The 25,562-nt window shown below is 60.9% G+C and carries 25 protein-coding genes; 18 read left to right on the top strand and 7 right to left on the bottom strand.

Annotated elements, in window-relative coordinates:
* Positions 1–28 precede the first annotated feature (28 nt).
* Positions 29–520 (bottom strand): sigma-70 family RNA polymerase sigma factor, encoded by a 492-nt coding sequence (locus tag F3H95_RS03805; protein ID WP_149744978.1) that lies wholly within the window; start codon positions 518–520, stop codon positions 29–31.
* A 245-nt stretch (positions 521–765) separates the two neighbouring features.
* On the opposite strand from F3H95_RS03805, the gene F3H95_RS03800 reads away from it, so the two are divergent.
* From F3H95_RS03800 to F3H95_RS03775, 6 genes are all read left to right on the top strand, one after another.
* Positions 766–1,563: an inositol monophosphatase family protein gene (locus F3H95_RS03800; RefSeq protein ID WP_149744977.1), complete on the top strand. Its 798-nt coding sequence runs from the start codon at positions 766–768 to the stop codon at positions 1,561–1,563.
* A 115-nt stretch (positions 1,564–1,678) separates the two neighbouring features.
* Positions 1,679–2,812: an ABC transporter ATP-binding protein gene (locus tag F3H95_RS03795; protein ID WP_149744976.1), complete on the top strand. Its 1,134-nt coding sequence runs from the start codon at positions 1,679–1,681 to the stop codon at positions 2,810–2,812.
* Positions 2,813–2,843: 31 nt separating this feature from the next.
* Positions 2,844–3,977 carry an extracellular solute-binding protein gene (locus F3H95_RS03790; RefSeq protein WP_143126446.1) on the top strand — a complete coding sequence of 378 codons (1,134 nt, stop codon included), beginning with the start codon at positions 2,844–2,846 and terminating at the stop codon, positions 3,975–3,977.
* A 113-nt stretch (positions 3,978–4,090) separates the two neighbouring features.
* A complete protein-coding gene (locus F3H95_RS03785; protein ID WP_143126445.1) occupies positions 4,091–4,912 on the top strand; it encodes a sugar ABC transporter permease in 822 nt (273 codons plus the stop codon).
* Positions 4,912–5,736 (top strand): ABC transporter permease subunit, encoded by an 825-nt coding sequence (locus F3H95_RS03780; protein ID WP_149744975.1) that lies wholly within the window; start codon positions 4,912–4,914, stop codon positions 5,734–5,736. Before F3H95_RS03785 ends, F3H95_RS03780 begins: the two co-directional genes overlap by 1 nt.
* A gap of 8 nt (positions 5,737–5,744) precedes the next feature.
* Positions 5,745–6,773 (top strand): LacI family DNA-binding transcriptional regulator, encoded by a 1,029-nt coding sequence (locus F3H95_RS03775; RefSeq protein ID WP_244617863.1) that lies wholly within the window; start codon positions 5,745–5,747, stop codon positions 6,771–6,773.
* A 588-nt stretch (positions 6,774–7,361) separates the two neighbouring features.
* Here F3H95_RS03775 and F3H95_RS03765 read toward each other — a convergent pair.
* From F3H95_RS03765 to F3H95_RS03750, 4 genes are all read right to left on the bottom strand, one after another.
* Positions 7,362–7,571, bottom strand: coding sequence for a hypothetical protein (locus F3H95_RS03765; RefSeq protein WP_143126443.1), 210 nt, complete (start codon positions 7,569–7,571; stop codon positions 7,362–7,364).
* A 127-nt stretch (positions 7,572–7,698) separates the two neighbouring features.
* A complete protein-coding gene (gene rpsU, locus F3H95_RS03760; protein WP_143126442.1) occupies positions 7,699–7,941 on the bottom strand; it encodes a 30S ribosomal protein S21 in 243 nt (80 codons plus the stop codon).
* Between the two features lie 51 nt (positions 7,942–7,992).
* Positions 7,993–8,238 carry a cold-shock protein gene (locus F3H95_RS03755; protein ID WP_149744974.1) on the bottom strand — a complete coding sequence of 82 codons (246 nt, stop codon included), beginning with the start codon at positions 8,236–8,238 and terminating at the stop codon, positions 7,993–7,995.
* A 161-nt stretch (positions 8,239–8,399) separates the two neighbouring features.
* Positions 8,400–8,609: a cold-shock protein gene (locus tag F3H95_RS03750; RefSeq protein WP_143126440.1), complete on the bottom strand. Its 210-nt coding sequence runs from the start codon at positions 8,607–8,609 to the stop codon at positions 8,400–8,402.
* Positions 8,610–9,071: 462 nt separating this feature from the next.
* On the opposite strand from F3H95_RS03750, the gene F3H95_RS03745 reads away from it, so the two are divergent.
* Together F3H95_RS03745 and F3H95_RS03740 are read left to right on the top strand one after the other, a co-directional pair.
* A complete protein-coding gene (locus F3H95_RS03745; RefSeq protein WP_143126439.1) occupies positions 9,072–10,505 on the top strand; it encodes an aldehyde dehydrogenase family protein in 1,434 nt (477 codons plus the stop codon).
* A gap of 148 nt (positions 10,506–10,653) precedes the next feature.
* Positions 10,654–10,935 carry a hypothetical protein gene (locus tag F3H95_RS03740; protein ID WP_143126438.1) on the top strand — a complete coding sequence of 94 codons (282 nt, stop codon included), beginning with the start codon at positions 10,654–10,656 and terminating at the stop codon, positions 10,933–10,935.
* 88 nt (positions 10,936–11,023) lie between these two features.
* Here F3H95_RS03740 and F3H95_RS03735 read toward each other — a convergent pair whose 3' ends face one another.
* Positions 11,024–12,775, bottom strand: a complete 1,752-nt coding sequence (locus tag F3H95_RS03735; protein ID WP_149745103.1) for an MFS transporter — start codon at positions 12,773–12,775, stop codon at positions 11,024–11,026.
* A 424-nt stretch (positions 12,776–13,199) separates the two neighbouring features.
* Here F3H95_RS03735 and F3H95_RS03730 point away from each other — a divergent pair, with 424 nt between their 5' ends.
* Both F3H95_RS03730 and F3H95_RS03725 read left to right on the top strand, forming a co-directional pair.
* On the top strand, positions 13,200–14,123 hold the full coding sequence (locus tag F3H95_RS03730) for a DUF429 domain-containing protein (protein ID WP_149744973.1): 924 nt from the start codon (positions 13,200–13,202) through the stop codon (positions 14,121–14,123).
* Positions 14,124–14,242: 119 nt separating this feature from the next.
* Entirely contained in the window at positions 14,243–15,064 is an 822-nt protein-coding gene (locus F3H95_RS03725; RefSeq protein ID WP_149744972.1) for a bifunctional allantoicase/(S)-ureidoglycine aminohydrolase, read from the top strand.
* A 114-nt stretch (positions 15,065–15,178) separates the two neighbouring features.
* Here the strand turns inward: F3H95_RS03725 and gmd are convergent, their stop codons facing one another.
* Positions 15,179–16,273 carry a GDP-mannose 4,6-dehydratase gene (gene gmd / locus F3H95_RS03720; RefSeq protein WP_143125139.1) on the bottom strand — a complete coding sequence of 365 codons (1,095 nt, stop codon included), beginning with the start codon at positions 16,271–16,273 and terminating at the stop codon, positions 15,179–15,181.
* A gap of 281 nt (positions 16,274–16,554) precedes the next feature.
* On the opposite strand from gmd, the gene F3H95_RS03715 reads away from it, so the two are divergent.
* The 8 genes from F3H95_RS03715 (at position 16,555) to F3H95_RS03680 (ending at position 25,561) form a co-directional block, all read left to right on the top strand.
* Positions 16,555–16,851: a hypothetical protein gene (locus tag F3H95_RS03715; RefSeq protein WP_143125138.1), complete on the top strand. Its 297-nt coding sequence runs from the start codon at positions 16,555–16,557 to the stop codon at positions 16,849–16,851.
* A gap of 219 nt (positions 16,852–17,070) precedes the next feature.
* Positions 17,071–18,042: a GDP-L-fucose synthase gene (locus F3H95_RS03710; RefSeq protein ID WP_149744971.1), complete on the top strand. Its 972-nt coding sequence runs from the start codon at positions 17,071–17,073 to the stop codon at positions 18,040–18,042.
* Positions 18,039–19,337 carry a WcaI family glycosyltransferase gene (locus tag F3H95_RS03705; RefSeq protein ID WP_149744970.1) on the top strand — a complete coding sequence of 433 codons (1,299 nt, stop codon included), beginning with the start codon at positions 18,039–18,041 and terminating at the stop codon, positions 19,335–19,337. The genes F3H95_RS03710 and F3H95_RS03705 overlap by 4 nt, the downstream gene beginning before the upstream one ends.
* 6 nt (positions 19,338–19,343) lie before the next feature.
* A complete protein-coding gene (locus F3H95_RS03700) occupies positions 19,344–20,846 on the top strand; it encodes a hypothetical protein (RefSeq protein WP_149744969.1) in 1,503 nt (500 codons plus the stop codon).
* Positions 20,843–22,144, top strand: a complete 1,302-nt coding sequence (locus F3H95_RS03695; RefSeq protein WP_149744968.1) for a hypothetical protein — start codon at positions 20,843–20,845, stop codon at positions 22,142–22,144. The genes F3H95_RS03700 and F3H95_RS03695 overlap by 4 nt, the downstream gene beginning before the upstream one ends.
* Entirely contained in the window at positions 22,141–23,331 is a 1,191-nt protein-coding gene (locus F3H95_RS03690; protein ID WP_149744967.1) for a glycosyltransferase family 4 protein, read from the top strand. Before F3H95_RS03695 ends, F3H95_RS03690 begins: the two co-directional genes overlap by 4 nt.
* On the top strand, positions 23,328–24,380 hold the full coding sequence (locus tag F3H95_RS03685) for a glycosyltransferase (protein WP_149744966.1): 1,053 nt from the start codon (positions 23,328–23,330) through the stop codon (positions 24,378–24,380). The genes F3H95_RS03690 and F3H95_RS03685 overlap by 4 nt, the downstream gene beginning before the upstream one ends.
* Complete coding sequence (locus F3H95_RS03680) at positions 24,377–25,561, top strand: glycosyltransferase family 4 protein (protein ID WP_149744965.1); 1,185 nt, start codon at positions 24,377–24,379, stop codon at positions 25,559–25,561. Before F3H95_RS03685 ends, F3H95_RS03680 begins: the two co-directional genes overlap by 4 nt.
* The last annotated feature ends 1 nt before the right edge of the window (position 25,562 follow it).

The raw sequence follows: 25,562 nt of genomic DNA, 5'->3' as shown, positions 1-25,562 counted from the left end.
GACCGGGCTGGCAGCGCCTGCGGACGAATCAGTCCAGCTGCTGCGCCAGCTGCGCACGCGCGCGGTTGACGCGGCTCTTGATCGTGCCGACCGGGCAGCCGCACCGTTCGGCCGCCACCTCGTAGCTCTGGCCCTGGATCAGGATGATGTCGACCGCGTCGCGGTAATGCCGGGGGAGATCGAGGAAGGCCCGGTGGAATTCCTGGGCGCGTACCGCCCATTCTTGCGGCGCATTCACCGTCGGCCGCGCCGAGGCGCAATCATCGAGCCCGACGATCTCGCGCTTGGCAAGCCCGAAGCGGGTGCAGAAGGTGTTGCGAAGGATGGTGAACAGCCAGGATTTGAGGCTGGTTCCCTCCTGGAACTTGTCGAGATTGGCAAGCGCGCGCATCAGCGTCTCCTGTACCAGATCGTCAACATTGCTGGGGCTGCGGTCGAGCCGCCGGGCGAAGGATCGCAGGGCGGGAATGAGTTCGAGCATTTCCGCGCGGACGCGATCGCTTGCGTGATCAGTCGTCATGGTGTCGCCTTCCTTTTAACGTGCAGGACAACATTCCTGCACGTGGTTGGTTCCGTTTTCTCGGCGAAAACCGTTGGACCTCAGGGCGAAGCGCAATCTTCTTCCCACCCGGTGGCCGCAAGGCTTGCGTCTGCGTGATCGATGAGGCGATAACCCCCTGGAAATTTCAGCGCGAATCGCACAGTCCCGCCTCCGGCTGCCGCCGGTGGCGGGCAAGTGAATACAGACGGAAAGCGTAGATCCCCATGACGGACAGCCTGCCGCATGCAAACCCGTTCGAGGCGCGTGCACGGGTTGCCATCGATATTGCCCGTCAGGTCGGGCGATGGGCGGCGCGCCATCGGGCCGAGAACGATCCGCTGTCGCTGTCTGTGGAGAACAAGGGGCCGCAGGATTTCGTGACGGCGGTGGATCGCCGCGCCGAGGCGGAAATTCGCGCCTCGCTGGTCGGTGCGTTCGCCGGTGATGGCTTCCTGGGCGAGGAGGGCGGCACTGAGGCGGGCAGCGGCGGCATGTGGGTGGTCGATCCGATCGACGGCACCACCAACTATATTCGCGGTTTCCGTCACTGGGGCGTGTCGATTGCCTATGTCGAGGCCGATGCGATCCGTCTCGGGGTGATCTATGATGCTACGCAGGACTGTGTTTTTCATGCGATTGCGGGTGCGGGTGCTTTCAAAGAGGGAGCGCCGATCCGGGCCGCAGCCACGCGGGATCCCACTGCGGCCATGGCGATGATCGGCCACAGCCGGCGCACAAGCTTCGAGGATTATCTGGCCATCTCGCGCCGATTGCACGACCTCGGTGTCGATTACCGGCGTATGGGTGCGGCTGCGATCGGTCTTGTCCGGGTCGCCGAAGGCGTCGCTGATCTCTATTACGAGCGCCACCTGAACAGCTGGGACATGCTGGCCGGGGCGCTGATTGCCCGCGAGGCCGGTGCCCATGTGGCGATGGCACCCGTTCCAAGCCTTCTGGCGCAGGGCGGTGGCATCGTGGCGTGTGCGCCCGGCCTCACGGACTGCTTCTCCTTCCTCACCTGAGCCCCCTCTCCGACGGCGAAAAAATCCTCAAGGTTCCCGTCTGTCATCTGTCTGTTAGAAACAGGTCCTAAGACACTCTCCAGTAGCTGCACAGCTGTGCAAGGAGAGTGCGAACATGAGTGGATCGGGTTATCTGGAGCTGAACGGCATTGCGTCCCGGTACGGCGCAACGCAGGTGCTCAAGGATATCAATCTGTCGATCCGTGCCGGTGAATTCGTGGCGCTGCTTGGCTCGTCCGGCTGCGGCAAGACCACGCTGTTGCGCACCCTTGCCGGCTTCAACGCGCCCTCGTCAGGCAGTGTACACATCGGTGCACGCGATATCACCCACTTGCCGCCGGACAAGCGCGGCATGGCGCTGGTTTTCCAGTCCTATGCGCTGTGGCCGCACATGACGGTGGACGAAAACATTGCCTATGGCCTGAAGCTGAAGGGGGTGCCGCGCGCCGACATCGCGGCGAAGGTGTCGGCCATGCAGTCGCTGCTCGGCCTTCAGGGGCTGGGTGGCCGCAAGCCGCAGGCACTGTCCGGTGGGCAGCGGCAGCGCGTGGCGCTGGGTCGTGCCCTCGTCATCGATCCGGAGATCCTGCTGCTTGATGAGCCCTTGTCCAACCTTGATGCGCGCATCCGCCTGACGGTGCGCCATGAACTGCGTGCCCTGCAGCAGCGGCTTGGCATCACCGCGATCCACGTCACCCATGACCGCGAGGAAGCCATGGTGATGGCGGACCGCATCGTCATTCTGGATGCCGGCCGCATTGCCCAGCAGGGGAGGCCCGAAGAGGTCTACAACCGCCCGGCCTCGCCCTTCGTCGCCGCCTTCATGGGCGCCGAAAATCTGCTGAAGCTCGACGGCTTCGTCGTCGGGGATCGCTTCGTGCTCTCGCCTGGCGCCGTCCATGCCGCCGGTGGTGTGCCGCTTGACGGACGCTCGCTCGCGTCCGGCGCCGTCGAGGCCCGGTTCCGGCCGGAAGCGGCACGCATTCTTGCCACGCTCGATACCGCTACGCCCGAAGACGGCATGACCTTCCGGGGCGAGGTTCTGGCGGTCACCTATCCCGGCGGCCACTGGCGCCATGTGGTGCGCACCGGCGCCCATGAGATTCTGGCCGATGCGCCGCGTGCCTGCCAGCCGGGCGAGCGCGTGGCCGTGCATGTGGGGGCCGATGCGCTCTTCCTGTTCAATTTGGCGGAGCCTGCCTCCGCCTCCTCCCTTTCCCGCCTCTCGGGCGTGAAAACCGATGCCTGACTTCCTTTCCCGACACATCCGGAGAAGACCCATGAAGACATTGTCCTACGCCGCCTTCGCCGCAGCCCTCGTTGCCATGCCCGTGCATGCCGAGGAACTGACGGTCGCCACCGCGGGCGACCAGAACATGGTTGACTACATCAACCAGTATCTCGGCCCGCTGTTCGAGAAGACCTATCCGGGCAACACGGTGCGCGCCGTCGGCACCGGCCCCGGCGATGCCGGCTCGCAGAAGATCCTCGAGCGCTTCGATGCGCAGGCTGGCGCCAAGGCCGACAAGTGGGATACCGACGTTGCCGTCGTTCACGAGAAGTTCGTCGGCCCGATGGTCACCAAGGGCTATCTCGCCAAGTATCGCGGCGACATCGACACCGGCAAGCTGGTGACGCGCGACAACGCGAAGATGGCGCTCGGCACCAATGTCGACGGCTATGTCATGCCGATGTTCAACAGCCAGACGGCCGTTGCCTACAACCCGACGCTCGTCGCCAATCCGCCGAAGAGCTATGCCGAAATCGTCGAATGGGCGAAGGCCCATCCGAAGCAGTTCGGCTATAACGGCATCAAGGGTGGCGCGTCCGGCGTCAGCTTCGTCATGGGCTGGATCTATGCCTTCGGCGAGGGCGATGCCACCACGCTGATGAACGGCCCCTTCAAGGAAGAGGACACCAAGAAGTGGGACAAGGCGCTGAAGAGCCTTGCCGACTTCACCACCAATGCGACGCTGACCCCCGGCAATGCCGGTACGCTCGATCTTCTGTCGCGCGGCGAAATCGCCATGGGTCCGGTCTGGGTTGACATGTTCTACAGCTGGAAGGCCGATGGCCGCCTGCCGCCGGACATGAAGCTCTTTCTGCCGGCACCGGGCATGCCGGGCCAGCCCATGCACTACGTGATCCCGGAAAAGACCGCCCACAAGGATCTGGCCGAGAAGTTCGTGGCACTCGCCACCAGCCCGAAGGTGCAGGCCGAAGGCATCGTGAAGCGCTTCAACTGGTATCCGGGCATCGACGCCCAGCACGTCAAGGCCGAGCTGGACGGCGCCACCTGGAACAAGCTGTTCGTCGACATCTCGCCGGAAGATCTCGCCTCCAAGGGCAAGCCCTTCCCGATCGCGCCCTACAACAATGCGATCCTGGAAGCCTATGAGAAGTCGGTGAAGTAAGCTTTTCCGGTTCGCTAAAGACCCCCTCCGGCCCGCCGGCCGGAGGGGGATGACTGGCGGCCGGTGCTGCCGCGTTCGAAAAGTTCGACCAACCATCTGTGACGGGTTCCCCCATGCCCAGACGTCTCCTCGGCCTTCTGCTCGTCATGCCGGCGCTTGCGGTCATTGCGCTGCTGTTCATCCTGCCGCTCGTCATGTCGGCGGTCGGCGCCTTTCAGCTGAATGGCGGCTGGGGACTGGGAAACTTTGCCAAGGCCTTCGATCTCTATCTGAACGACATCCTGTTCAGCGTCGGTATCGTCAGCCTCTCCACGGCACTGATCGGGTTCGGCGCGATCGCAATCGGCGGCTATCTGACGCTCGGCGCCCATCCCGTGGCCGTGACGATCCTGCGCTGGCTCTATCGCTGGCCGATGTTCATTCCCTTCATCGTCGTTGGCCAGATCCTGCGAACCTTTCTCGCCAAGAACGGCATGATGAACAATACCGCGATCAGCCTTGGCCTGATGACGCCGATCGATGCGATGAGCTTTCTCGACTGGCGCGGCATCGTGATCGCCTTCGTCTGGAAGCAGACGCCCTTCGTCGCCCTCTTGGTGGCCGGCGCCATGGCCTCGGTCAATCGCGAGGGCATCGAGGCGGCCGTCAATCTCGGCGCGTCGCGGCTGCGCGTTCTGGTCGAGATCATCGTGCCGCAGGTCACCGCGACGCTTGCTGTCGGCCTGATCCTCTCCTTCGTCACCATGATGTCGGTTCTCTCGGTGCCGCTGATGATCAATGCCCAGTCGCCCACCATGCTGACCGCCGACATTGCGTTCCGCGTCAACGCCTATGGCGATTACGGCGTCGCCAATGCGCTTGGCCTCATTTCGCTGGTGCTCGCCTCGTCGGTCGCCTGGATCTATCTCCGGATCAGCCTCAAGGAGCGCGCGTGATGGCGGCCCTGCGTTTGAACCTTTCCGTTCTCTGGTGGCTGCCGCGCGGCCTGATCTTCGGCCTGATGGCCTTCCTCATCTTCGGCCCGCTGTTCAACATGGCTTTATGGACCGTCACGGAGAAGTGGTATTTTCCGCATGCGCTGCCGCTGGAATACGGTTTCTCCGCCTGGGCGCGTGTGTTTGCGCCGCGCGGCGGCGCGCTGCAATCGCTCGGCAATTCGCTGACGGTGGCGGTGCTGACGGTGATCGTCTCGCTCGCCTTCGCCATTCCCGCCGGTTATGCGCTGGCGCGACTGAAGCTGCCGCTGCGTAGCCTCATCCTGCTCGCCTTCCTCATCCCGCAGGCTTTTCCGAACCTCACCGTCTACGTCAACGTGGCGCGGCTTTTCTATGAAATCCACCTCAACGGCACGATTGCCGGCGTGGTTCTGGTGCATGTCTCGCACGGCCTTGTCTATGCGGTGTGGATTGCCACCGCCGCCTTCTCGGCGATCGATGTGGAACTGGAACAGGCGGCCCGCAGCCTGGGCGCCGGTGCCATACGCACCTTCCGCGACATCACCTTGCCGCTTGCCGCACCCGGCCTGATGGCGAGCGCGATCTTCGTGTTTCTCGAATCCCTGGACGAATTCACCGGCAGCTATTTCGTCGGCGCGCCGGATGTGAACATGCTGCCGCTGCTGCTTTACACGGCAGGCTCCGGCGGCAACTATCAGGTTGCATCCATCACGGCGCTGCTGCTTCTGGTGCCATCCCTGATCTTCATGCTGATCGTCGAGCGCTTCCTGAAGGCCGACGTTCTCTCTCGTGTCGGACGGTGAGGCTTGCGATGAAAGACGGAAAGACCCCTTCCAACCGGATGCGCTTCGTGAGCGCCGAACAGGTGGCCCGCCGCGCCGGCGTGTCGCGCTCGGCGGTGTCGCGCACCTTCACGCCCGGTGCGAGCGTCGCCCCCGCCACCCGTGAAAAGGTGCTACGGGCGGCCGAGGAGCTTGGCTACCACGTCAACGATCTGGCGCGCGGCGTGTTGAACAACCAGAGCCGGCTGGTCGGCATTGTGGCAACCAAGCCGGAAGTGGGTTTTCGCGCCTATCTGACCGCAGCACTTGCCAAGGCGCTGATCCGCCGCGGCAGCGTGCCGATCCTCATCAATACCGGGCAGACGGAAGAGGAACTGCTGGCCGCCCAGAAGACGCTGATCGGCCACCGGGCCGAAGCGACCATCATTCTGTCCGGCTCTCCGCCGGCCAGTTTCTTCGAGCTTGCCAAGCGCAACGGACAGCCGGTGGTGATGATCGGCCGTTCGGAACCGGATGCCGACCATGTGCATGCCGGCAATGCGGAAGCCTCCATCGAGGCAGCGCGTCTGTTGATCCGTGCCGGACGGCGGCGGCTTGCCTTTGCCGGATCGCATTCGGCGACCCCGTCGATCCTCGAGCGGCAGATCGCCTTCGTGGCGGAGGTCGAATATCACGGTCAGAGCGTTGCGATCGCCCACGGGGCCGATTCCGATTACGAAGGCGGCGTGATGGCGGGCCGCGCCCTTCTGGCGGAAAGCGAGCGGCCGGATGCGGTCTTCTGCGCCAACGATCTGATCGCCTTCGGGGTGATGGACGTGGTGCGGCGCGAGGGCAATCTCCGCATTCCCGAGGATCTCGCCGTCATCGGCTTCGATGACGTGCCGCAGGCCGCCTGGCTGAATTACGGCCTGACCACCTTCCGGCAGGACCCCGTCGTGATGGCGCAGCGCGCCGTCGATCTCCTGGAGCGACGCCTGGCCGATCCGGATGGCGAGCCGGGGCGCGAGCGGGTGGTGCCGGAAATCGTGGTGCGGGAGAGTTTCGTGCCGCGGCCCTGATCGATTGCAGCATCCGATCCTTTGCCATTGAAATGGGGGAACATCCTCCCCTCCTTGCGGGTTCGCCTCGCAAAGGAGGTGACCCATGCCGCATCACAGGACAGATCCGAGGGGAGAGGCCGCCCGCGTCCGGCGCAACCTGCCGCGCCCGGGAAAAGGCCGATTCCGTGCCGTATTCGTGGCCCTTGCCGCAGCGCTGTGTCTCTTCGGTTCGATGGCCGCGGCGCAGCAGACGAAGGATGCCACAGGCCACGGTGATTGTACGGCGCCGGCCCCCGCGGCACCGAACGGGCAAGGCTCCGATGCCGGTGGACGAAACTCTCTCTCCGACTGCAACGGCGTACTGACGCCGCCTCCCGTTGGAGATAAGGACATCGTGACGCCCGCGCCGCCGGTTGGCGATACGCCCGTCATTCGCCCGAATGCGGTGCCCTCTCAGCCGGTATCGCCCGCTGAGAACGGCTCCCGACAGGAGGGATGAGAAGCGGTCTGAATGATCGTGGCTGCGCGAAGCCTGCGCTGAAGCTGTCTTCGAGCGGATCGGCGGCGGCATGTTCATTCGCAGTTCGGGCTGTGCCGATCTCGGCGTCAGTCAGGCCGTTTACGGCGGCCCGCGGCGGGCTTTGGCGCAGGTTCTGCATCGGCCTGTTGTTCCAGCCGGAGCGCTTTCAGCTTTTCGGTCTTCTTCAGTCTGGCCTCGGCCTCGGCGGAAATGATCGCCCGGGCGGACTGGTCTGTGGCAGCGGCGCGGTCACGCGCCGATGGTCTGCTGCGGGTTTCCCTTGCGTCATCCGGCATGGTTCTGCCCTTTGCTGTTGGGAGGAGGGGCCGCGTGACTGCCTGTGCAGTCACTTCCGGCGCGGTGCGCCGTTGCGGGAGAGGGCGTTTCCTGCCCGATGGGGCGGAAACGCTCTGGAACGGCTGATCAGCCGCGACCGCGGGGAGCGGCCTTCTTCGGCGCGGGCAGCAGGCCCTCGCGCTGCATCTTCTTGCGGGCCAGCTTGCGCTGGCGACGAATGGCTTCCGACTTTTCGCGGGCGCGACGCTCGGAGGGCTTTTCGTAGGCGCTGCGCGCCTTCATTTCGCGGAAAACGCCTTCCCGCTGCAACTTCTTCTTCAGCACCCGAAGGGCCTGGTCGACATTGTTGTCTCGAACTAGAACCTGCAAAACATCTCCTTTTGCACGCCATGGCTGGCTGATGTGCAATGTTCGTGTTGTCTACTTGCCGACCTTGATCCGCTGCGGGTTCAACCAGGAGGTTCCCTTGGCGGGAAGGACGGCGGCTTCTTCCGGTATCGGACGGTCCGATTGCTCGGCATCGATGTCCGTCTCGATGATGCGGCGCTCGAACGCTTCGTTCTCCAGCCGAATTCGGTATTGGATGTGCCCGTTGGTGGAGGGCAGCATCGCAGAAATATGGCCGGAAACCGGCGATCCGCCGGGGCCTGGCAGGTCTTTGAGCACCACCCGGCATCCAACGGCATAACGTGGACCTCGCATGGGGGCCTCCGCACTGCGCAAGAAAGGGAATGCGCAAAACAAAAAGGCCGGGCGTTACCCCGACCTCTCCCGTCATTTTCCGATCAACCGCCAGTACATCCGTGGTCGGGGCCGGTGAATGACAATCACGCAGCGATCAGGTTGTCAGCCGAGCTCTTGCCCGAGCGCTTGTCCTGGACGATGTCGTAGCGGATCTTCTGACCATCGGTCAGGCCGCGCAGACCAGCGCGCTCAACGGCCGAGATATGGACGAAAACGTCCTGGCCGCCGTTATCCGGCTGAATAAAACCAAAACCCTTGGTGCTGTTGAACCACTTTACGGTGCCACTGTTCATAACGATCTCCTTTTCAAATCGTTGAGGTTTCCTGACCGGACCCCGGCCGAGGATCGATATTTGAAGGGAAATCTGACAGAGCGGTCCGCTCGTGGACAAAGTCACAACCAAGTTCGATGAGTGCAATCTACGCGGTTTTCGAAAATGAGCAAGAGGTTTCATAAAATAAAATTTCACAAGCAGCCTGTCGGTTTGCGAAACTTTCATGTTATCTCGCTGTTAACATGCAGAAATCGGCAATTTTTTTGCCCAATTTCGTTGGCCCCGTCGGACGGGGCCGGGATCATAAATGCAGCCGTCAAAACCTGTCATATGTCTTGCGGACAGACGTAATATAAGTATGGTGGCGCGCAGGCAGCGGATTGGGTTGCATGTCCGCGGCGAAGGCGTGACATTGCGTGCGCCTTGCATATTTTCTTTCGTGATTTTCAGAACGGCGCATGAACGCCAGAGGGAGGCTCGATGACCATCCACCACAACCTGATCGCCGGCGAATGGGTCGGCAGTTCGACATCGGAAAACATCAACCCGTCCGATACCAAGGACGTCGTTGGTCTCTACGCCCAGGCCAGCGCCGAAGATGCCAAGACCGCCATTGCTGCGGCCAAGGCGGCCTTCCCCGCCTGGTCGCGCTCGGGCATCCTGGAGCGTCACGCCATCCTGAAGAAGACCGCCGACGAGATTCTGGCACGCAAGGAAGAGCTTGGTCGCCTGCTGTCGCGCGAAGAGGGCAAGACGTTGCCGGAAGGCATCGGCGAGACGATCCGTGCCGCGCAGATTTTTGACTTCTTCGCTGGTGAAACCCTGCGTCTGGCTGGTGAGGTTCTGCCGTCTGCCCGTCCCAACATCGGTGTGGAGATCACCCGCGAGCCGCTCGGACCGATCGGCATCATCACACCGTGGAATTTCCCGATCGCCATCCCGGCCTGGAAGATCGCGCCGGCGCTCGCCTACGGCAATACGGTGGTTTTCAAGCCGGCAGATCTGGTGCCCGGCTGCTCCTGGGCGATCGTCGATATCCTGCACCGCGCCGGCCTGCCGAAGGGCGTGCTGAACCTCGTGATGGGCCGCGGCTCGGTCGTGGGCCAGGCCATGCTCGACAGCCCGGATCTCGCCGGCATCACCTTTACCGGCTCCACCGGCACCGGCAAGCGCGTGGCGCTCGCCTCCATCGAGCATAACCGCAAGTTCCAGCTGGAAATGGGCGGCAAGAACCCGATGGTCGTGCTGGACGATGCGGATCTGTCCGTGGCCGTGGAAGCCGCCGCCAATTCCGGTTTCTTCTCTACCGGCCAGCGCTGCACCGCGTCCTCGCGCATCATCGTCACGGAAGGCATCCACGACAAGTTTGTCGCCGCCCTCACCGAACGCCTCGGCAAGCTCAATGTCGACCACGCCCTGAAGGACGGCACGCATATCGGCCCGGTCGTCGATGAAAAGCAGCTGAAGCAGGATTGCGATTACATCGAGATCGGCAAGAAGGAAGGCGCGAAGCTGGCCTTTGGCGGCGAATGTGTCGAGCGCGAGACGCCCGGTTTCTACCTGCAGCCGACCCTCTTCACGGAAGCGACCAACCAGATGCGCATTTCCCGCGAGGAAATCTTCGGGCCGGTGGCTGCTGTCATCCGGGTCAAGGATTACGAGGAAGCGCTGGCCGTTGCCAATGATACGCCCTTCGGCCTTTCGGCCGGCATTGCCACGACCAGCCTGAAGCATGCCACGCATTTCAAGCGGAATTCGGAAGCCGGCATGGTGATGGTCAACCTGCCGACCGCCGGTGTCGATTTCCACGTTCCGTTCGGTGGCCGCAAGGCCTCTTCCTTCGGTCCGCGCGAACAGGGCAAGTATGCGGCCGAGTTCTTCACCGTGGTGAAGACCGCCTACACGCTCGCCTGATCCGTCAGCACGTTGCGTTCTCCAGAAGGCCGGTGGGGCAACCCGCCGGCTTTCCTCGTTTCAGAATGCCGTGCGGGCCGGGCGGCTCTCTTGCTCCCTGCGGTTGTTTATGGGAACCATGCGCAGCATTGACCGGAGGATTTTTGCCATGCTGGACATTCTGACCTCGCAACTCCTCGATCCCTTCCGCATTGGCCTGATCTTCTTCCTGCTGATGACGGCGCTCAGAACGCGGGCCGCGATGGGCATGGCCGCGCCGCTGGCAATGGGCGTCGTCTTCATCGCCATCCTTCTCACCATCACCACAGCCGCCACGCAGCCGGGCAGCATGCCGGAGAAGATCGGTCTCGGCATCGTGGCGAACCTCGTGATCCTTGCGGTGCTTCTCGCCGGCTGGACGGTTTGGGAGCGCTCCCGTCGCCAGGGCTGATGCCACGGGCTTGTTCCAGACGATGCCTGCAAAAGGCAGCGGGCCGGCATTGCTGCCGGCCCGCCTGTTGGATTGCCTGGGATGACGCTTACTTGGCGTCGTCGGCAAAGATGTTCTTCTTGTGCGTGCCGCCTGGCACCAGGAGGGCGCCGATGACCACCGTCGCACCGGCGATGATGATCGGATACCACAGACCGCCATAGACGTTGCCGGTCTGGGCGGAGATGGCGAAGGCGGTGGCCGGCATCAGGCCGCCGAACCAGCCGTTGCCGATATGATAGGGCAGCGACAGGCCGGAGTAGCGGATGCGGGTCGGGAAGAGTTCGACCAGCATGGCGGCGATCGGCGCGTAAACCATCGTCACCAGGATGATGAGGTAGGTCAGGATCAGCACGACCGCGATCTTCTGGCCGCTGAAGATGTCGAAGAAGTGCGCGGCCCTGATGACCGTGGTGTTCTTGTCGGCAACCAGCGGATAGCCGGCAGCCGTCAGGGCGTCGTTGACCGCCTTTGTGAAGGCGGCAGGCGTTGCCTTGGCGGCATCGCCGGTCAGCTTGCTCACGTCATAGGACGGAATGACCGTTTCGCCGATCTTGACCTGTGCCGTTGTGGCAGCCGGATCCTGAACCGAGGTGTAGTTCACCGAAGAGCGCGCAAGGGTGGACTTGGCGATGTCGCAGGACGAGGTGAACTTGGCGGTGCCGACCGGGTTGAACTGGAACGAGCAGTCGCCGGGGGCTGCGGTGACGGTGACGACGGTCTGCTGGGCGGCGTGCAGCGCCGGATTTGCGGTTTCCGTCAGAAGCGGGAAGACGAACTTGTAGGTGAGCGCGGCAATCAGGCAGCCGGCGAGAATGATCGGCTTGCGGCCGATCTTGTCCGACAGCGAGCCGAAGAACAGGAAGCCGCCGGTGCCGAGGATCAGCGACCAGGCCACCATGACGTTGGCCGTGAAGCTGTCGACCTTGATGACGTTCTGCAGGAAGAACAGGGCGTAGAACTGGCCGGAATACCAGACCACGGCCTGACCCGCGACGAGGCCGAACAGCGCTATGAGGGCGAACTTGCCGTTCTTCCAGGTGCCGAAGGCTTCGCGCAGCGGGGCCTTGGAGGCTGCACCCTCTTCCTTCATCTTCTTGAAGGCGGGCGATTCATTCATCTGCATGCGGATATAGAGCGAGATCAGGAGCAACAGGATCGAGCCCAGGAACGGAACGCGCCAGCCCCAGAGATCGAAGGCCTTGATCATCTTCGGCGTGCCATCCGGGTTCATGACGGCGGCTCCTGCCGCATCGAGAACCGCCGTCGGCGCCCAGTGTGCGTTCACATAGCTCTGCACCCCGAGAATGACGATCAGCGAGAGCAGAAGGCCGAGGGTTGCCGTCGTCTGGATGAAGGCCGTGAAGTAGCCGCGCTGGTTGGCCGGCGCATGTTCGGCGACGTAGACCGCCGCGCCGCCATATTCACCCCCAAGTGCCAGACCCTGCAGCATGCGCAGGATGATGAGAATGATCGGCGCCGCCGCACCCCAGCTGTTGTAGCCGGGCAGAAGACCGACGAGGAAGGTGGACAGACCCATGATGAGGATCGTCATGAGGAAGGTGTATTTGCGCCCGACGAGATCGCCCAGCGCACCGAACACCAGGGCGCCGAAGGGGCGAACGATGAAGCCCGCCGCGAAGGCGAGAAGCGCAAAGACGTTACGGGTAGCTTCGGGGAAGGCCGTGAAATACTGCGCGCCGATAATGGCGGCGAGCGAACCGTAAAGATAGAAATCATACCATTCGAAGATGGTGCCGGCAGAAGAGGCCATGATGACCTTCTTCTCCTCACCCGTCATGGGACGCGATCGGTCCCTGGCGTTCATTTCAATTGCTGCCATGTATGCCTCCTCCTAGATTCCAGCCTCTCGGCCTGCCAATGCCGCTGATCACAGTCTCTCGCGTGAACCCTGCCTCCAGCAGCGCCCCTCACTCCGATGCCGGCCGTCCCGGCCGGGAATGCAACGCGTCGCTTGCGCGATCGCCTCCTCATTGCATTTCCTCCGGCCTGTTGCCGGGTGTCGGTCCTTGCGTGGCGACCACAATCAACGCGGTGGCCAAGAGCGACATTGAAAAACCTAGCACAGCTCGAATGGACGGATCAGAACGACTTTGGTCTAACTGTTGACAACCTGCGGTGCCCGAAGCGCCTGATCGGGAACGGGCCGGCCTTGCACGCCGGCAGGACGAAGAGAACCGTCATGCGAGGGGAGAAGACGACGTATGCTGCCGGCCATCATTGCCCATTGCGACTGGAGCATCGACGCCCGCAAGCGCTGGATGGCGGTCGCCATTCGCGAGGGAGGGGGCTACCGCCTGGCCGCGCCGGAGCCGGTTGGCAATACCGCGGATCTGATCGAGCGCCTTGCCCCCCGGGCAACCGAAGCCGGACCGTTGCTGCTGGGCTTCGATTTTCCGATCGGGCTGCCGGTCGCCTATGGTGTGCTGACCGGCCTTGCCTCCTTCCGCCATTTTCTGGACGTGGCGGGCGAGGGGGACTGGGCGGACTGGTTCCGCGTGGCGGCCGTGCGGCAGGAAATTTCCGTGTCGCGTCCCTTCTATCCTGCCCGACCCGGCGGCACCCTGCGCAGCCATCTGTTTACGGGACTGGGTCTCGATGCTGCCGATCTGTTGCGCCAATGCGAGCGGCCGGCACCGGGCAGGGCGACGCCTGCCATGCTGTTCTGGACGCTTGGCGGCAACCAGGTCGGCAAGGCGGCGATCACCGGCTGGCGCGAGATCATCCTGCCCAACCGGAATCGCATCGGCCTCTGGCCTTTCGATGGGACGCTATCCGGGCTTCTGGCCGAAAAGGCGATCGTGATTGCGGAAACCTATCCGGGCGATGCCTATGGCCAGATCGGCATTGCGCGCCAGCCGGTGTGGAGCAAGCGCAAGCAGGAGGGGCGCCTGAGAGCTACGGGTTTTCTGCATCGCTGGATTGCCGGTCGTACCAGGGTTAACGCCTCAGCCCTTCTTCCGTCGCTGGCCGATGGTTTTGGCGTCGATGCCGCCGGTGAGGATCGTTTTGACTGCACGGTCGGGCTGCTCGCGATGATCGACGTGGTTTTCGGCGCAAGGCCCGAGGGCGCCCCCTTGCCGGCGCCGGTCACCACCTGGGAAGGCTGGATCCTCGGGCGCGCCTGATCACCCCCTGCGTTCCCGAACCCGAAAGGCCCGTTTCCTGCGCCATTTATCTTGCCCGATCTTCGGTCTATGAGAAGGGGAAGGCCGGGGTTCGGCCGTGACCAGCGTGGAATGGAAGAATGGAAAAAGCGCGATATTACGCCAAGATGGGTGGCCTGCCGGGCCAGACGGAACTGCTTTCCAGCAAGGCGGTGTTCACCACGGCCTATGCGGTGATCCCGCGCACGGTGATGTCCGATATCGTCACCAGCCTGCTGCCGCACTGGGACAAGACGCGCGCCTGGATCATCGCCCGGCCGATGACCGGCTTTTCGGAGACCTTTGCCCAGTACCTGATGGAGGTGGCGCCGAGCGGTGGCAGCCTGCAGCCGGAACCGAACCGCGAGGCGCAGGGTGCGATCTTCGTGGTCGAGGGCGAGATGACGATCACGCTGGAAGGCACCGCCCATCCTCTGCGGGCCGGCTCCTTCGCCTATCTGCCGGCCGGCTCTGCCTGGACGGTGAAGAACGACGGGGCGGTTGCCGCGAAATTCCACTGGGTGCGCAAGCGCTTCCAGGTGGTGGACGGGCTGGAACTGCCGCCGGCGATCTTCACCCATGAGGACGAGCACGCGATTTCCCACATGCCCGATACCAACGGCGCCTGGGGAACGACCCGCTTCATCGATCCCGCCGACCTGCGCTACGACATGCATCTCAACATCGTGACCTTCGAGCCGGGCGGCACCATTCCCTTCATGGAAACCCATGTGATGGAGCACGGGCTCTACGTGCTGGAAGGCAAGGCCGTCTACCGCCTGAATTCCGACTGGGTGGAGGTGGAAGCCGGCGACTTCATGTGGCTGCGCGCCTTCTGCCCGCAGGCCTGCTATGCCGGCGGCCCGGGCCGCTTCCGCTATCTGCTCTACAAGGATGTCAACCGCCACGTCGATCTGTGGTGAGGGGGGAGGCCGGTTCTGCCGGCCTGCTCTGTGTGCCCGTGGGCAGGCACCTGACATGCGAAGGGGCGGTGTCTCCACCGCCCCTCAGAAAGATCAGCGAACGGAGCCTGCGGCTTATTCGTGATAGTCGTAGGCCGCGAAGCCGTGTCGCTTGACGAGTTCGTCGCGCTCGGCAGCCTTCAGGTCTTCACGCATCATTTCGGCGACCAGTTCCTGGAAGGTGATCTTCGGCACCCAGCCCAGCTTTTCCTTGGCCTTGGCCGGATCGCCGAGCAGGGTTTCCACTTCGGTCGGACGGAAATAGCGGGGATCGACGGCAACGATGCACTTGCCGCTGGCGTCATAGCCCTTCTCGTTCACGCCCTCACCCTCCCAGGTGATGGAGAGGCCGATTTCCTTGGCGCCGGCATCGACGAATTCGCGCACGCTGTACTGCACGCCGGTCGCGATGACGAAGTCTTCCGGCTGTTCCTGCTGCAGCATCATCCACTGCATCTCGACATAGTCCTTGGCGTGCCCCCAGTCGCGCTTGGCGTCGAGATTGCCGAGATAGAGGCAATCCTGCAGGCCAAGCTTGATGCGGGCGAGCGCACGGGTGATCTTGCGCGTCACGAAGGTTTCGCCGCGCACCGGGCTCTCGTGGTTGAAGAGAATGCCGTTGCAGGCATAGATGCCGTAGGCTTCGCGATAGTTGACCGTGATCCAGTAGGCATAGAGCTTTGCGACCGCGTAGGGCGAGCGCGGATAGAAGGGCGTGGTCTCGCGCTGCGGAATTTCCTGGACGAGGCCGTAGAGTTCCGAGGTCGACGCCTGGTAGAAACGCGACTTCTTCTCAAGGCCGAGAATGCGGATGGCTTCCAGAATGCGCAGTGCGCCGAGCGCGTCCGAGTTTGCCGTATATTCCGGCTCCTCGAAGGAAACGGCCACGTGCGACTGGGCGGCCAGATTGTAGATCTCGTCCGGCTGCACCTGCTGGATGATGCGGATCAGGCTCGAGGAATCCGTCATGTCGCCGTAATGCAGGATCAGGCGGCGGTCCTTCTCGTGCGGATCCTGATAGAGATGATCGATGCGATCAGTGTTGAAGAGCGAGGCGCGGCGCTTGATGCCGTGCACTTCATAGCCCTTCTTCAGCAAGAGTTCCGCCAGATACGAACCATCCTGACCGGTGATGCCGGTGATCAAAGCGACTTTGCGTCCATCTGCCATGTGTACCAATTCCCTGTGTCCAAAAACCGATAGTTCATCAAGATATGCAGGTTGCGGATCGGTGGCGCTTCAAAATGCGGAAGGAATGCTTGCCTCAGCCCGCAGCGACGTCTGACGACCTGTCGCCTGTTTCTTTATCATCTTGCGCCGCCCTGTCATTCATCATCCGGACCTATCCTGATATTTCCCCTCTTACTGTTGCGCCGCCACCCTCATCGCGGATCCAGAACGCCACCGTTTTCCTGCATGTTGCTACAGTCAAGGCATGACTCATATCTACTATGAGCCAGACGCATAACTACTTTGCAAAAGCCGGTGATGGATCACCCTCTCGACGCGCCGCATTGGCAGAGCCTACACCCATTTTGTGCTTTGCAGCATTCTTCCGCTTCATGATTTTTCGCAGTTTTGCAAGAAGAAGTTACCCTTTCCAAGGATTTGTTACGGTTTTCTTCGTGCGGCGTGGCTTTTCCGTGCCGCGCTTGATGCGTCTGATGCGCGTTTGCACCAATGCCCAAAAAATAGACGAGCCATACGAATTGAATATATTGGTGATTGCCTCAGTGCTGGCGGTGTAGTACTCACGTGGCCAAGTCTTTCCGAAGACATCTCGTCTGGATGGTGTCTGTTGCGGTTCATCTGCGGTGTCTGTGCCTGCAATATGGAGCCTTGTGAAGTCAAGTTTCCCGTCTGGGGTGTGGTGTTTTCGGGTGCGACTTCTGTTTGCTTGCGTTCTCGGGCGTTTCTTGCGTCCCTGAATTCTGGGTGCGCTGATCGTGGTTTCGTGGAGTGTGGTGATGGCTGACGTGCGTTACGATCTGGCCGGCAAGAAGGTGTATGTTGCCGGGCATCGCGGAATGGTGGGGTCGGCGATCGTCCGCCGTCTGGCGTCCGAAGGGTGTCAGGTCCTGGTTGCGACGCGCAGTGAGCTTGATCTGACCCGGCAGGACCAGGTGGAGGCCTGGATGGGGGCTCACCGTCCGGATGCCGTCTTTCTGGCCGCCGCCAAGGTGGGTGGCATTCTGGCCAACGACACCTATCCGGCGGACTTTCTCTACGAAAACCTGGTGCTCGAGGCGAACATCATTCATGCCGCGCACCGCATCGGTGTCGAGAAGCTGCTGTTTCTCGGCTCCTCCTGCATCTATCCGAAGTTTGCGCCGCAGCCGATTACTGAGGATGCCCTGTTGACGGGCGCGCTGGAGCCCACGAACGAGTGGTATGCGATTGCCAAGATTGCCGGCATCAAGCTGTGTCAGGCCTATCGCAAGCAGCATGGGCACGATTTCATTTCCGCCATGCCGACCAATCTCTATGGCCCCGGCGACAATTTCGACCTCACCTCCAGCCATGTGATGCCGGCACTGATCCGCAAGGCGCACGAAGCCAAAATCAACGGGAAGTCGGAAATCGTGGTATGGGGCACGGGCACGCCGCGTCGCGAGTTTCTGCATGTCGATGATTGTGCCGACGCCTGCGTTCACCTGATGAAGACTTATTCCGGCGAAAGCCACGTCAATGTCGGCTTCGGAGACGATGTGACCATCCTGGACCTCACGAAACTTGTCTGCAAGGTGGTTGGCTACGAGGGGGCGATCGTCAACGATCTCTCCAAGCCCGATGGCACGCCGCGCAAGCTGATGAGCGCCGACAAGCTCAGGGCATCCGGCTGGTCGCCAAGTATCGAGCTCGAGGAGGGCATTCGCAGCGCCTACGATGCCTTCCTCGCAGGCGAGTACGCCGAGCGCAAGCCGGGAGCGGCCGCATGAGTTCGGCGGCCCTTGATGACCTTCATGCGGAAGATGTTGCGCCCAAGGCTGCAGTGTCGCCTTTGGCTGCCCGGAAGGTTCTGATCTACGGCATGAATTACGCGCCGGAGCTTGCGGGTGTCGGCAAATATACCGGTGAGATCGCCGAATATCTTGCGCGCGAGGGGGTGGACGTCACGGTGGTCACCACGCCGCCGCATTATCCCGGCTGGGCTGTGCAGGACGGTTACCGCAACGGTTATGGCAGCTCAGTGGAAAACGGTGTCAAGGTGGTGCGCACGCCGCTGCTGCTGCGCCGCAAGATGAGCGGCATCTGGCGCATGCTGGCGCCGCTGAGCTTTGCCGTCGCGTCCGCGCCCGTCGTCTTCTGGCAGATCCTGCGGCGTCGGCCGGAAACGGTGTTCTGCGTCGAGCCGACCCTGTTTGCCTCGCCCGTTGCGCAACTGGCTGCCGCGGTCGTCGGCGCGCGGACCGTGCTGCACGTTCAGGACCTCGAAGTCGACGCGGCATTTGCTGTCGGCCATCTCGGGGCCCACGGGCTCCTGAAGAAGCTCGGCTTTGCCTTCGAGCGCTTCACACTGAAGCGGTTCGACAAGGTAATCACCATTTCCAACCGGATGGCGGAAAAATTGGTGGCCAAGGGCGTTTTGCCCGAGAAGATGGCGCTGGTGCGCAACTGGGTCGATCTGACGCACATCTATCCGATGGACGAAGAGAGCCCCTATCGCGCCGAACTTGGCTTTGAGAAGGAGGACTTCGTTGTTCTCTATTCCGGCAATATCGGTGCCAAGCAGGGTCTGAACGTGCTTCTGGATGCGGCCGAGCAATTGAAGGACGAGAAAAAGATCCATTTCGTGATTGCCGGCGAAGGCCCGGTCAAGGCCGAGCTGCAGGCGCGCTACGGACATCTTTCCAATTTGCGCTTCCTGCCTTTCCAGCCCTATGCGCGGCTGAACGCGTTCCTCAATATGGCGGATCTGCATGCCCTGCCGCAGGACAAGGGCGCTGCGGACCTCGTGCTTCCTTCCAAGCTTGGTGGTATGCTGGCCAGTGGCAGGCCGGTGCTGGTGACGGCCGACGACGGCACGGAGCTTGCAGAGTTCGTGCGCGGCGCAGCGATCGTGGTGCCGCCGGGCGACGCAGGCGAGATGGCGCAGGCGATCAACGAGGCCTCTTGGCAGATGATGTCTTCCACTCGGCAAGCGGATCAGCTTGTTCTCGTGCGCGGGCTTTCGTCGCACGATGTGCTGCCGCAACTGGCCGGATTGTTCCATGCAGGTCTCGGAGCGAAGTAACCCAGGATGTCATCGATCGCTGCGCAGTCGGAACTCCAACGCGATGCCATTCTGGCCGGCCGCTTTGATATGCGTGTCTGGACCTTCGTAAGGTTTGTCATCCCACTTCACGTCGCGCTCGTTCTGTTAAACTTTGCGTTGGATCAGCAATTTCTTACCGCGTGTGCGCACTTGGCCATGGCAGCGATAGCTTGGCTCGTTACCATGCGCTGCAGGGATGGAATCAGGATCATCATCTTTACGAACGTTTATTGGATGTTCTCGGTTGCGACCTATGCCTACGCTTTTCTGAATGGTCAGACAGCATCCTATGGGTTGGGGAATGCAGAAAGAGCTGCACTTGTAGCTCTCGTCAGCCAGTTGGCGCTGTATGTGGCTTGCCTGCTGACGCCGAATAGAGGCGTCCTGCTGAAGATTGATGAATTCAAGTACATTGGTCGTCGTTCCACGCTCAACACATTGCAGTACCCATTTCTGATCGTTGGTGTGCTCGGTTTCATTGCCGGCAATTATGGTTTGCTTTCTTCCGCATATGCGGCAACTCTCGGTTACTTTTTGCTTGTCGCGATGTCGATCCGGCTTGCAGGAGGTAAAATTGCCCAGGATCCCATCTTGTTGGGGATCTTTGCGCTTATGTTCTACATTTCTGCTTCCAGCAGTGGGCGTACGGCGCTCATGGCGCTTCTATTCATGCTGGGTTTCGCGGTTCTCCTGTTGAAAGAGAAAATCATCTCTTTCGGAACTCTGATTGTCGCATACTTCACAATGCGATTGCTGAGCATATTTTCAGCCCTTCTTCTCTCCGTTCGCTGGACGAGAGGCACATCGGTCTCGACGGCGGAGTTGTTCGCGGCGAAGTTTTTTGCCTTGGATACTGCATTTTTCCTGATCAATCCCTTCTACGTACATCCTGTTCAATTGGAAGCCGCCACTGCGCCTGAAAATACCAGCGGTTTTTACTCGGACTTTTTCAGAGCGGGTTCCGACAGCCTGCTTCAGCGTCTGACGCTTCTTCCACAAATGGACATCGTCGTCTCGAAAATTCACGACATCAGTACCATTCGTTGGGATGACCTTTGGGGGAATATTGTCTGGAATGTTTTGCCTGGAATTTTTGGTCAGGATAAGGATCTTCTGTTCAGTGACCAGATCGTTTGGGAGCTCGGACTGCGCGACTGGGCCAGCGTGGGGCGGCCGATGATTACGGTTCAGGGTGAACTGTACTCCATCGGAGGATATGCCTGCGTATTCCTCGTGACATTTTATCTCTATTATATGATGAGTTATATGTATGGCGTAATGGCTCGGATGATGGGCGGCCGCGTCACGGCGATCCTGATTATGTCCCAGTTCTTCGTCAACGGCTTAGTTTCGACAACGCTTCTCAGTGTCGCGATGGCGTCTACACGAACCCCATTCCAATTTATTGTTCTGCTTAGCGTGATATTCTTCATCTTTAGAATGTTCACAAAACGCGACAAGCCGTTGCGTAAGAGGAAATTTGCGTGAAGCTTGCCAGTTTGAAGTCTCAATTTACTTGGGGGTTGTTCTCTCAAGGCTATTCCCAGGCCGTTACGATTGGCTCCCAGCTGCTTGTCCTTCCATTGATGGTGACGTTCTGGGGCGCGGAGAAGTACGGAAGCTGGCTGATTATCTCAGCGTTGCCGTCCTATCTCTCCATGGCGGATCTCGGATTTGCGCAAATTTCTGCAAACGACATGACCATGCGGATGGCACGGGGAGACGCCCGAGGCGCTCTGGTTGTGAACCAGACGGCATGGCTTTTCAACCTTTGCGTCACCTTGATCCTCATCGTTGCCTTTGGTCTGTTCGTCTCGTTTGTGCCCCTGGATGAGCTTTTCAGCTTGAAGGCGGGAAATGGAGGCGATGTTCGAGTTGCAACCTTTGTGTTGGGTCTTCTTACTCTGACGTCGATTGTGTTCGGCGTGGTCGGTGCGGGAATGCGGTCGGTTGGCCTGTTGTGGGCTGTGGTGAGCATCAACGCGACTTCACGGCTGACCGAGGCAGTGCTTCTGGCCGGATGTGCGTATTTCGATTTTGGCTTCCTTCCGACATCGCTGCTGCTGCTTGCCAATCGTTCTCTTATCTTTCTGATGGGCTGTTTTCCGTTCTACAGAAAGTATCCTCAGTTTATGCCGGGGCTTCGCTTGGCTGATTTTCAGCTGCTGCGCCGTATGGTTGTTCCGTCTGTCGCTTATATGTCCTATACGGCAAGCTACGCCTTGAATATCCAGGGCGTCAGTCTGCTTGTGGGCGCTTTCCTTGGGCCGGTTGCTGTCGTTGTCATCAACGCGATCCGCACTTTGACGCGGCTTGGTCGGACAGCGGCTTCAATCGTGATCAGTTCTCTCGAACCGATATTCGCACAGTTATCTGGTTCGGGCGAGGTTTCCAGAGAGAAGAAGACGTTCCAATATCTGATCTACTCCGCCAGTATTGGTACGTTGATTTATGCCGTGGGCATGTGGTTGTTCGGCGAGGGGTTCCTAGCGTGGTGGACGCGAGGAACGGTTGTTGATCAGTCGCTGCTGTTCCACATGATGTTGCTCGCCGTCGTCTTCGAGATCGCCTGGTACACGTTGCAGACGCCCTTCGTTTCGACCAACAGACACAGTTATTTTGCGCTCTGGCTGCTCATTCTCTCTGCTCTCTCTATTGCACTATTGTGGCTAATGATCGGGCGGTTCGGGCTTGCCGCGGCAGGTGCGGTTACCCTGATGCTGAATGGATCGATGGTGCTGGTGACAGTTCTTGTTGCCCGCAAACATAGCAAGAAAGCGGCTTGACGCTCGCCTCTGGGTTTCCCTTGTCGCTCTTTGTGGCGGCAATCAAATTGAAGATTATGGATGACGAAATGAGCAAGTCAGCAACGGAAGACGGAGTGCCTCGTGGTCTGTGTCTCAGTCCTCGCTGGTTTATCCGTCCCAAAAATACGGATTGGCTTCATACCGTTTACGCTGCTAATCTTCTGACACAGAGCAGCAAACGTTTTACACTTGAGTTGGACAAGCGAGCGGTTTCCGTTGGTCGCTCAAGTTACACTTATATTCGGAAGTTTTTGCTGGGCAGAGCGCTTGGGCGCTCTGCGATTTTCACGCCTTACGAGCAATATCCCGGAAAACTGCCCGGGTATGATTTCTTTTACTCTTACGGCACCTTTCCCACAGATGCACCGAGCGGTGCCAGGATTCTTTGGCATGACGGCCCGACCGATGTAGATGTCCTCATGCGTCGCGGCTTGTCTGTGGCGGAGGTCGATCGGTGCCTTCGCGCAAAGAGGGATATCGCACAGGTCGCGACACGACTGGCGATGTCCAGTGAATACTCCAAGCAGCTTTTTTGTCAGCAATTCGAGGTCGATGCTGCCCGGGTTGATGTCCTGCCTTTTGTCCTGCCCTTCACGCAGGCGATTGATGATGAGCGGCTTACCGCCAAGCATGTCGCCGGTCCGATCAAGATACTGTTTGTGGGCCGTGCAGCGCGGCGCAAGGGACTGGATCTGCTGGTCACGGCATTTCAGTCGCTTCGTGCGCGGGGAGTTGAGGCGACGCTGACCATTGTCTCCGAGATGCAGGACGGCCCCGTCGCATTGCCGGATGACCCTGCCATCGAATTGTTGCCAGCCCTGCCGCCGCTTGAGATTCAGCGCTTGATGAGTGCGGCGCACATATTTGCGATGCCGAGCCGGGAAGAAAGTTACGGCATTGTGTATATCGAGGCCCTCGCTGCCGGCGCGGTTCCGATTGCGCCCGACAAGCCGCAGCAGAGGATGATGCTGCAGAATGGCGACATCGGTTGCCTTGTCTCACCGTCGCCGGATGATATTGCAGAGAGACTTGTCAAGTTAAGCGAAAACAATTCGCTGCGGTTGGAGATGGCACGGCGCGGCGTTGAGGCGTTCACCAAGCATTACAGCAAGGCAGCCGTTTTGGAGCGGTTTGAACAGGCCTTCGACATGACGTTGAAAGGTTGAGCGGCGATATGCGGGAATTGAAAGTGCTGTTTGTTGGCTCCTTTGCTGGCACAAGCGGGCATCGAGCAGATGCATTGCGCCGCAGCGGTTATGCGGTGACGCACATCTCACCCTATGTCGATCTCCCCCGTCGGTGGAGCTTCTGGCTCTACCGGACGGGTGGGATCGGTTTGGACTGGCTGGTGACCCGGTCGCTGAAACGGCAGATTCCGGACGGCCGTTTTGATCTGGCTTTCGTGGATTCTGGCGATGTAATCGGGCCGCGTGCCTTGTCTTACATCCGGTCCGTTGCAAGATTGTCCTGCAATTACAATGCCGATAACCCCTATCATGACCCGCCGCCGGAGCGGCTCAGGTGGACCTTGCACCGACGTGCCGCAAAGATGCATGATCTTGTCGTGGCGGTGAAGCGCGACAAACTTGACGAGCAGATGCGTGCGCTTGGTATTCGTAACCCCATGCTGATCTGGCAATGTGCGGACGAGATCGAGCATACGCCTTACGCGTTTCAGGATGGGGAAAAGGACGAGTGGGCCTGCGATGTGATCTTCGCAGGCGCCTGGATGCCCGGGCGGGATGCCTTTATGGCGGAACTGGTCGAAGCGGGGCTGGATATCAGGATCTACGGCAACCGCTGGGACCGATCGCCGAATTTCGAGCGCATCAAGTCGGCCGTTCAGTTCAAGTTTCTGAAGGACCGTGATTACGCCAAGGCGATTTCTGCGGCCAAGGTGGCCCTTGTGATGCTGAACGACCGGAATTTCGATCTGCACACCACGCGTTCCGCGGAAATCCCGGCCATCGGCACGGCGATGTGTGCTCCGCGTACCAGCCACCATCTTGCGATGTATGACGAGGGCGAGGAGGTTCTGCTGTTCGACAATGCGCAGGAATGCGTGGCGCAGTGCCGCCGCTTGCTGGCGGATGATGCGTTTCGAATCCGCATGGCGCAGAAGGCCAGGGAGCGGTCGGTGCGCAACCGCACCTATAACGAATTCCTGATGCAGGATATCGTCGAGCGAGCCCTCGAAATCGGAGGCCGGCGATGACGCAGGTGCTCATCATCGATACCCATCCGGTGCAGTATCGGGCTCCGATCTATCAGGATCTGGCGCGCTATGACGGTGTGTCGCTGACCGTTGCCTATTACAACGACGCCTCTGTCCGGGGCTATCGCGATGTGGAGTTCCAGCGCGAGGTGAAGTGGAACATGCCGCTGCTCAGCGGATATTCGCATGAAGTTCTGCTGCCCGGGCGTGAGGATACCCGCGATACGTTCTGGGGCTTCAAGGGGATCGAGGTGGGCAAGGTTCTGTCCAAGCACAAGCCCGATCTTGTCATCATCCATTCCGTCAATCACTGGGTCGGTATCCGCTTCTCCCTGGCCGCGCGCTTGCGCGGCATCGCCTGCTGGTTGCGGGTGGAAACGCAGGACGAAGCCTTCATTCGTCGCAGTTCGCTCAAGCAGACGGTGCGCAGCCTCGGTTACCGTGCCATTTATTCGCTGTTCAATGGGGCGTTCTGCTTCGGCGAACTCAATCGGCGCCATCTTGTCGCGCATGGCTTCAAGCCGTCGCAACTGGTGATGACCCGATTTTCGACGGTGGATAAGGCGGCCAGTCTTTCTGCAACGGAGAAGGCTACACGTGCCCGTGCGCTGCGGGAACGGCTCGGCATTTCCGCGGAGAGTGTGGTTGTCGCGGCCTTCGGGAAGCTCATCCCGAAGAAGGATCCGGAAACGGTGATCAAAGCCTGCATTGCGCTTGCCTCCACGACTGGGCGTGATGTCACGTGTCTTCTGGTGGGAAGCGGCGCGCTGGAAGAAGATCTTCGAAGCCGATATTCGCAGGCTCCCGGCATCCGCCTGGTGTTGACCGGCTTCATCAATCAGGACGAGATTGGCGACTACTATCTGGCGTCCGATGTGGTGGTCCTTGCCTCTCGCCGCGAGGGTGAAGTCTGGGGCCTGGTGTGCAATGAGGCGTTACAGGCCGGCTGTGCCCTGGCCATGTCGGAGGCGGTCGGTGCCGCTCCCGAATTCGGCCATCGCGAGCGCTGTGGAATCTTCCCGATCGGCGATGTCGCTGCACTGACAACGCTTTTGCAGAAGCTGTGTCTGTTCGAGCGTGACTACAACTGGGCCAGCGGCTTTATGCAGGATTACAGCACGGAGGCGGCCGCGACCGGCCTTGCATCCGTTGCGCGGCTGGTCCGGCGGAGGGAGGGCTGAC

The organism is Rhizobium sp. RU35A, assembly GCF_900156005.1.
GTDB classification, from domain to species: domain Bacteria; phylum Pseudomonadota; class Alphaproteobacteria; order Rhizobiales; family Rhizobiaceae; genus Neorhizobium; species Neorhizobium straminoryzae.
The sequence above is the reverse complement of the archived record's forward strand: the minus strand, read 5'-3'. Positions and strand labels throughout refer to the sequence as shown.

Excerpts from the sequence above, each read along its gene's own strand:
- F3H95_RS03785 (WP_143126445.1), top strand. The coding sequence starts at position 4,091 with ATGCCCAGACGTCTCCTCGGCCTTCTGCTCGTCATGCCGGCGCTTGCG.
- F3H95_RS03775 (WP_244617863.1), top strand. The coding sequence starts at position 5,745 with ATGAAAGACGGAAAGACCCCTTCCAACCGGATGCGCTTCGTGAGCGCC.
- F3H95_RS03805 (WP_149744978.1), bottom strand. The coding sequence starts at position 520 with ATGACGACTGATCACGCAAGCGATCGCGTCCGCGCGGAAATGCTCGAA.
- F3H95_RS03750 (WP_143126440.1), bottom strand. The coding sequence starts at position 8,609 with ATGAACAGTGGCACCGTAAAGTGGTTCAACAGCACCAAGGGTTTTGGT.
- F3H95_RS03735 (WP_149745103.1), bottom strand. The coding sequence starts at position 12,775 with ATGACGGGTGAGGAGAAGAAGGTCATCATGGCCTCTTCTGCCGGCACC.
- F3H95_RS03705 (WP_149744970.1), top strand. The coding sequence starts at position 18,039 with ATGAGTTCGGCGGCCCTTGATGACCTTCATGCGGAAGATGTTGCGCCC.
- F3H95_RS03745 (WP_143126439.1), top strand. The coding sequence starts at position 9,072 with ATGACCATCCACCACAACCTGATCGCCGGCGAATGGGTCGGCAGTTCG.
- F3H95_RS03710 (WP_149744971.1), top strand. The coding sequence starts at position 17,071 with ATGGCTGACGTGCGTTACGATCTGGCCGGCAAGAAGGTGTATGTTGCC.
- F3H95_RS03795 (WP_149744976.1), top strand. The coding sequence starts at position 1,679 with ATGAGTGGATCGGGTTATCTGGAGCTGAACGGCATTGCGTCCCGGTAC.
- F3H95_RS03680 (WP_149744965.1), top strand. The coding sequence starts at position 24,377 with ATGACGCAGGTGCTCATCATCGATACCCATCCGGTGCAGTATCGGGCT.
- F3H95_RS03740 (WP_143126438.1), top strand. The coding sequence starts at position 10,654 with ATGCTGGACATTCTGACCTCGCAACTCCTCGATCCCTTCCGCATTGGC.
- F3H95_RS03790 (WP_143126446.1), top strand. The coding sequence starts at position 2,844 with ATGAAGACATTGTCCTACGCCGCCTTCGCCGCAGCCCTCGTTGCCATG.
- F3H95_RS03765 (WP_143126443.1), bottom strand. The coding sequence starts at position 7,571 with ATGCCGGATGACGCAAGGGAAACCCGCAGCAGACCATCGGCGCGTGAC.
- F3H95_RS03800 (WP_149744977.1), top strand. The coding sequence starts at position 766 with ATGACGGACAGCCTGCCGCATGCAAACCCGTTCGAGGCGCGTGCACGG.
- F3H95_RS03715 (WP_143125138.1), top strand. The coding sequence starts at position 16,555 with ATGAGCCAGACGCATAACTACTTTGCAAAAGCCGGTGATGGATCACCC.
- F3H95_RS03725 (WP_149744972.1), top strand. The coding sequence starts at position 14,243 with ATGGAAAAAGCGCGATATTACGCCAAGATGGGTGGCCTGCCGGGCCAG.
- gmd (WP_143125139.1), bottom strand. The coding sequence starts at position 16,273 with ATGGCAGATGGACGCAAAGTCGCTTTGATCACCGGCATCACCGGTCAG.
- F3H95_RS03700 (WP_149744969.1), top strand. The coding sequence starts at position 19,344 with ATGTCATCGATCGCTGCGCAGTCGGAACTCCAACGCGATGCCATTCTG.
- F3H95_RS03730 (WP_149744973.1), top strand. The coding sequence starts at position 13,200 with ATGCTGCCGGCCATCATTGCCCATTGCGACTGGAGCATCGACGCCCGC.
- F3H95_RS03780 (WP_149744975.1), top strand. The coding sequence starts at position 4,912 with ATGGCGGCCCTGCGTTTGAACCTTTCCGTTCTCTGGTGGCTGCCGCGC.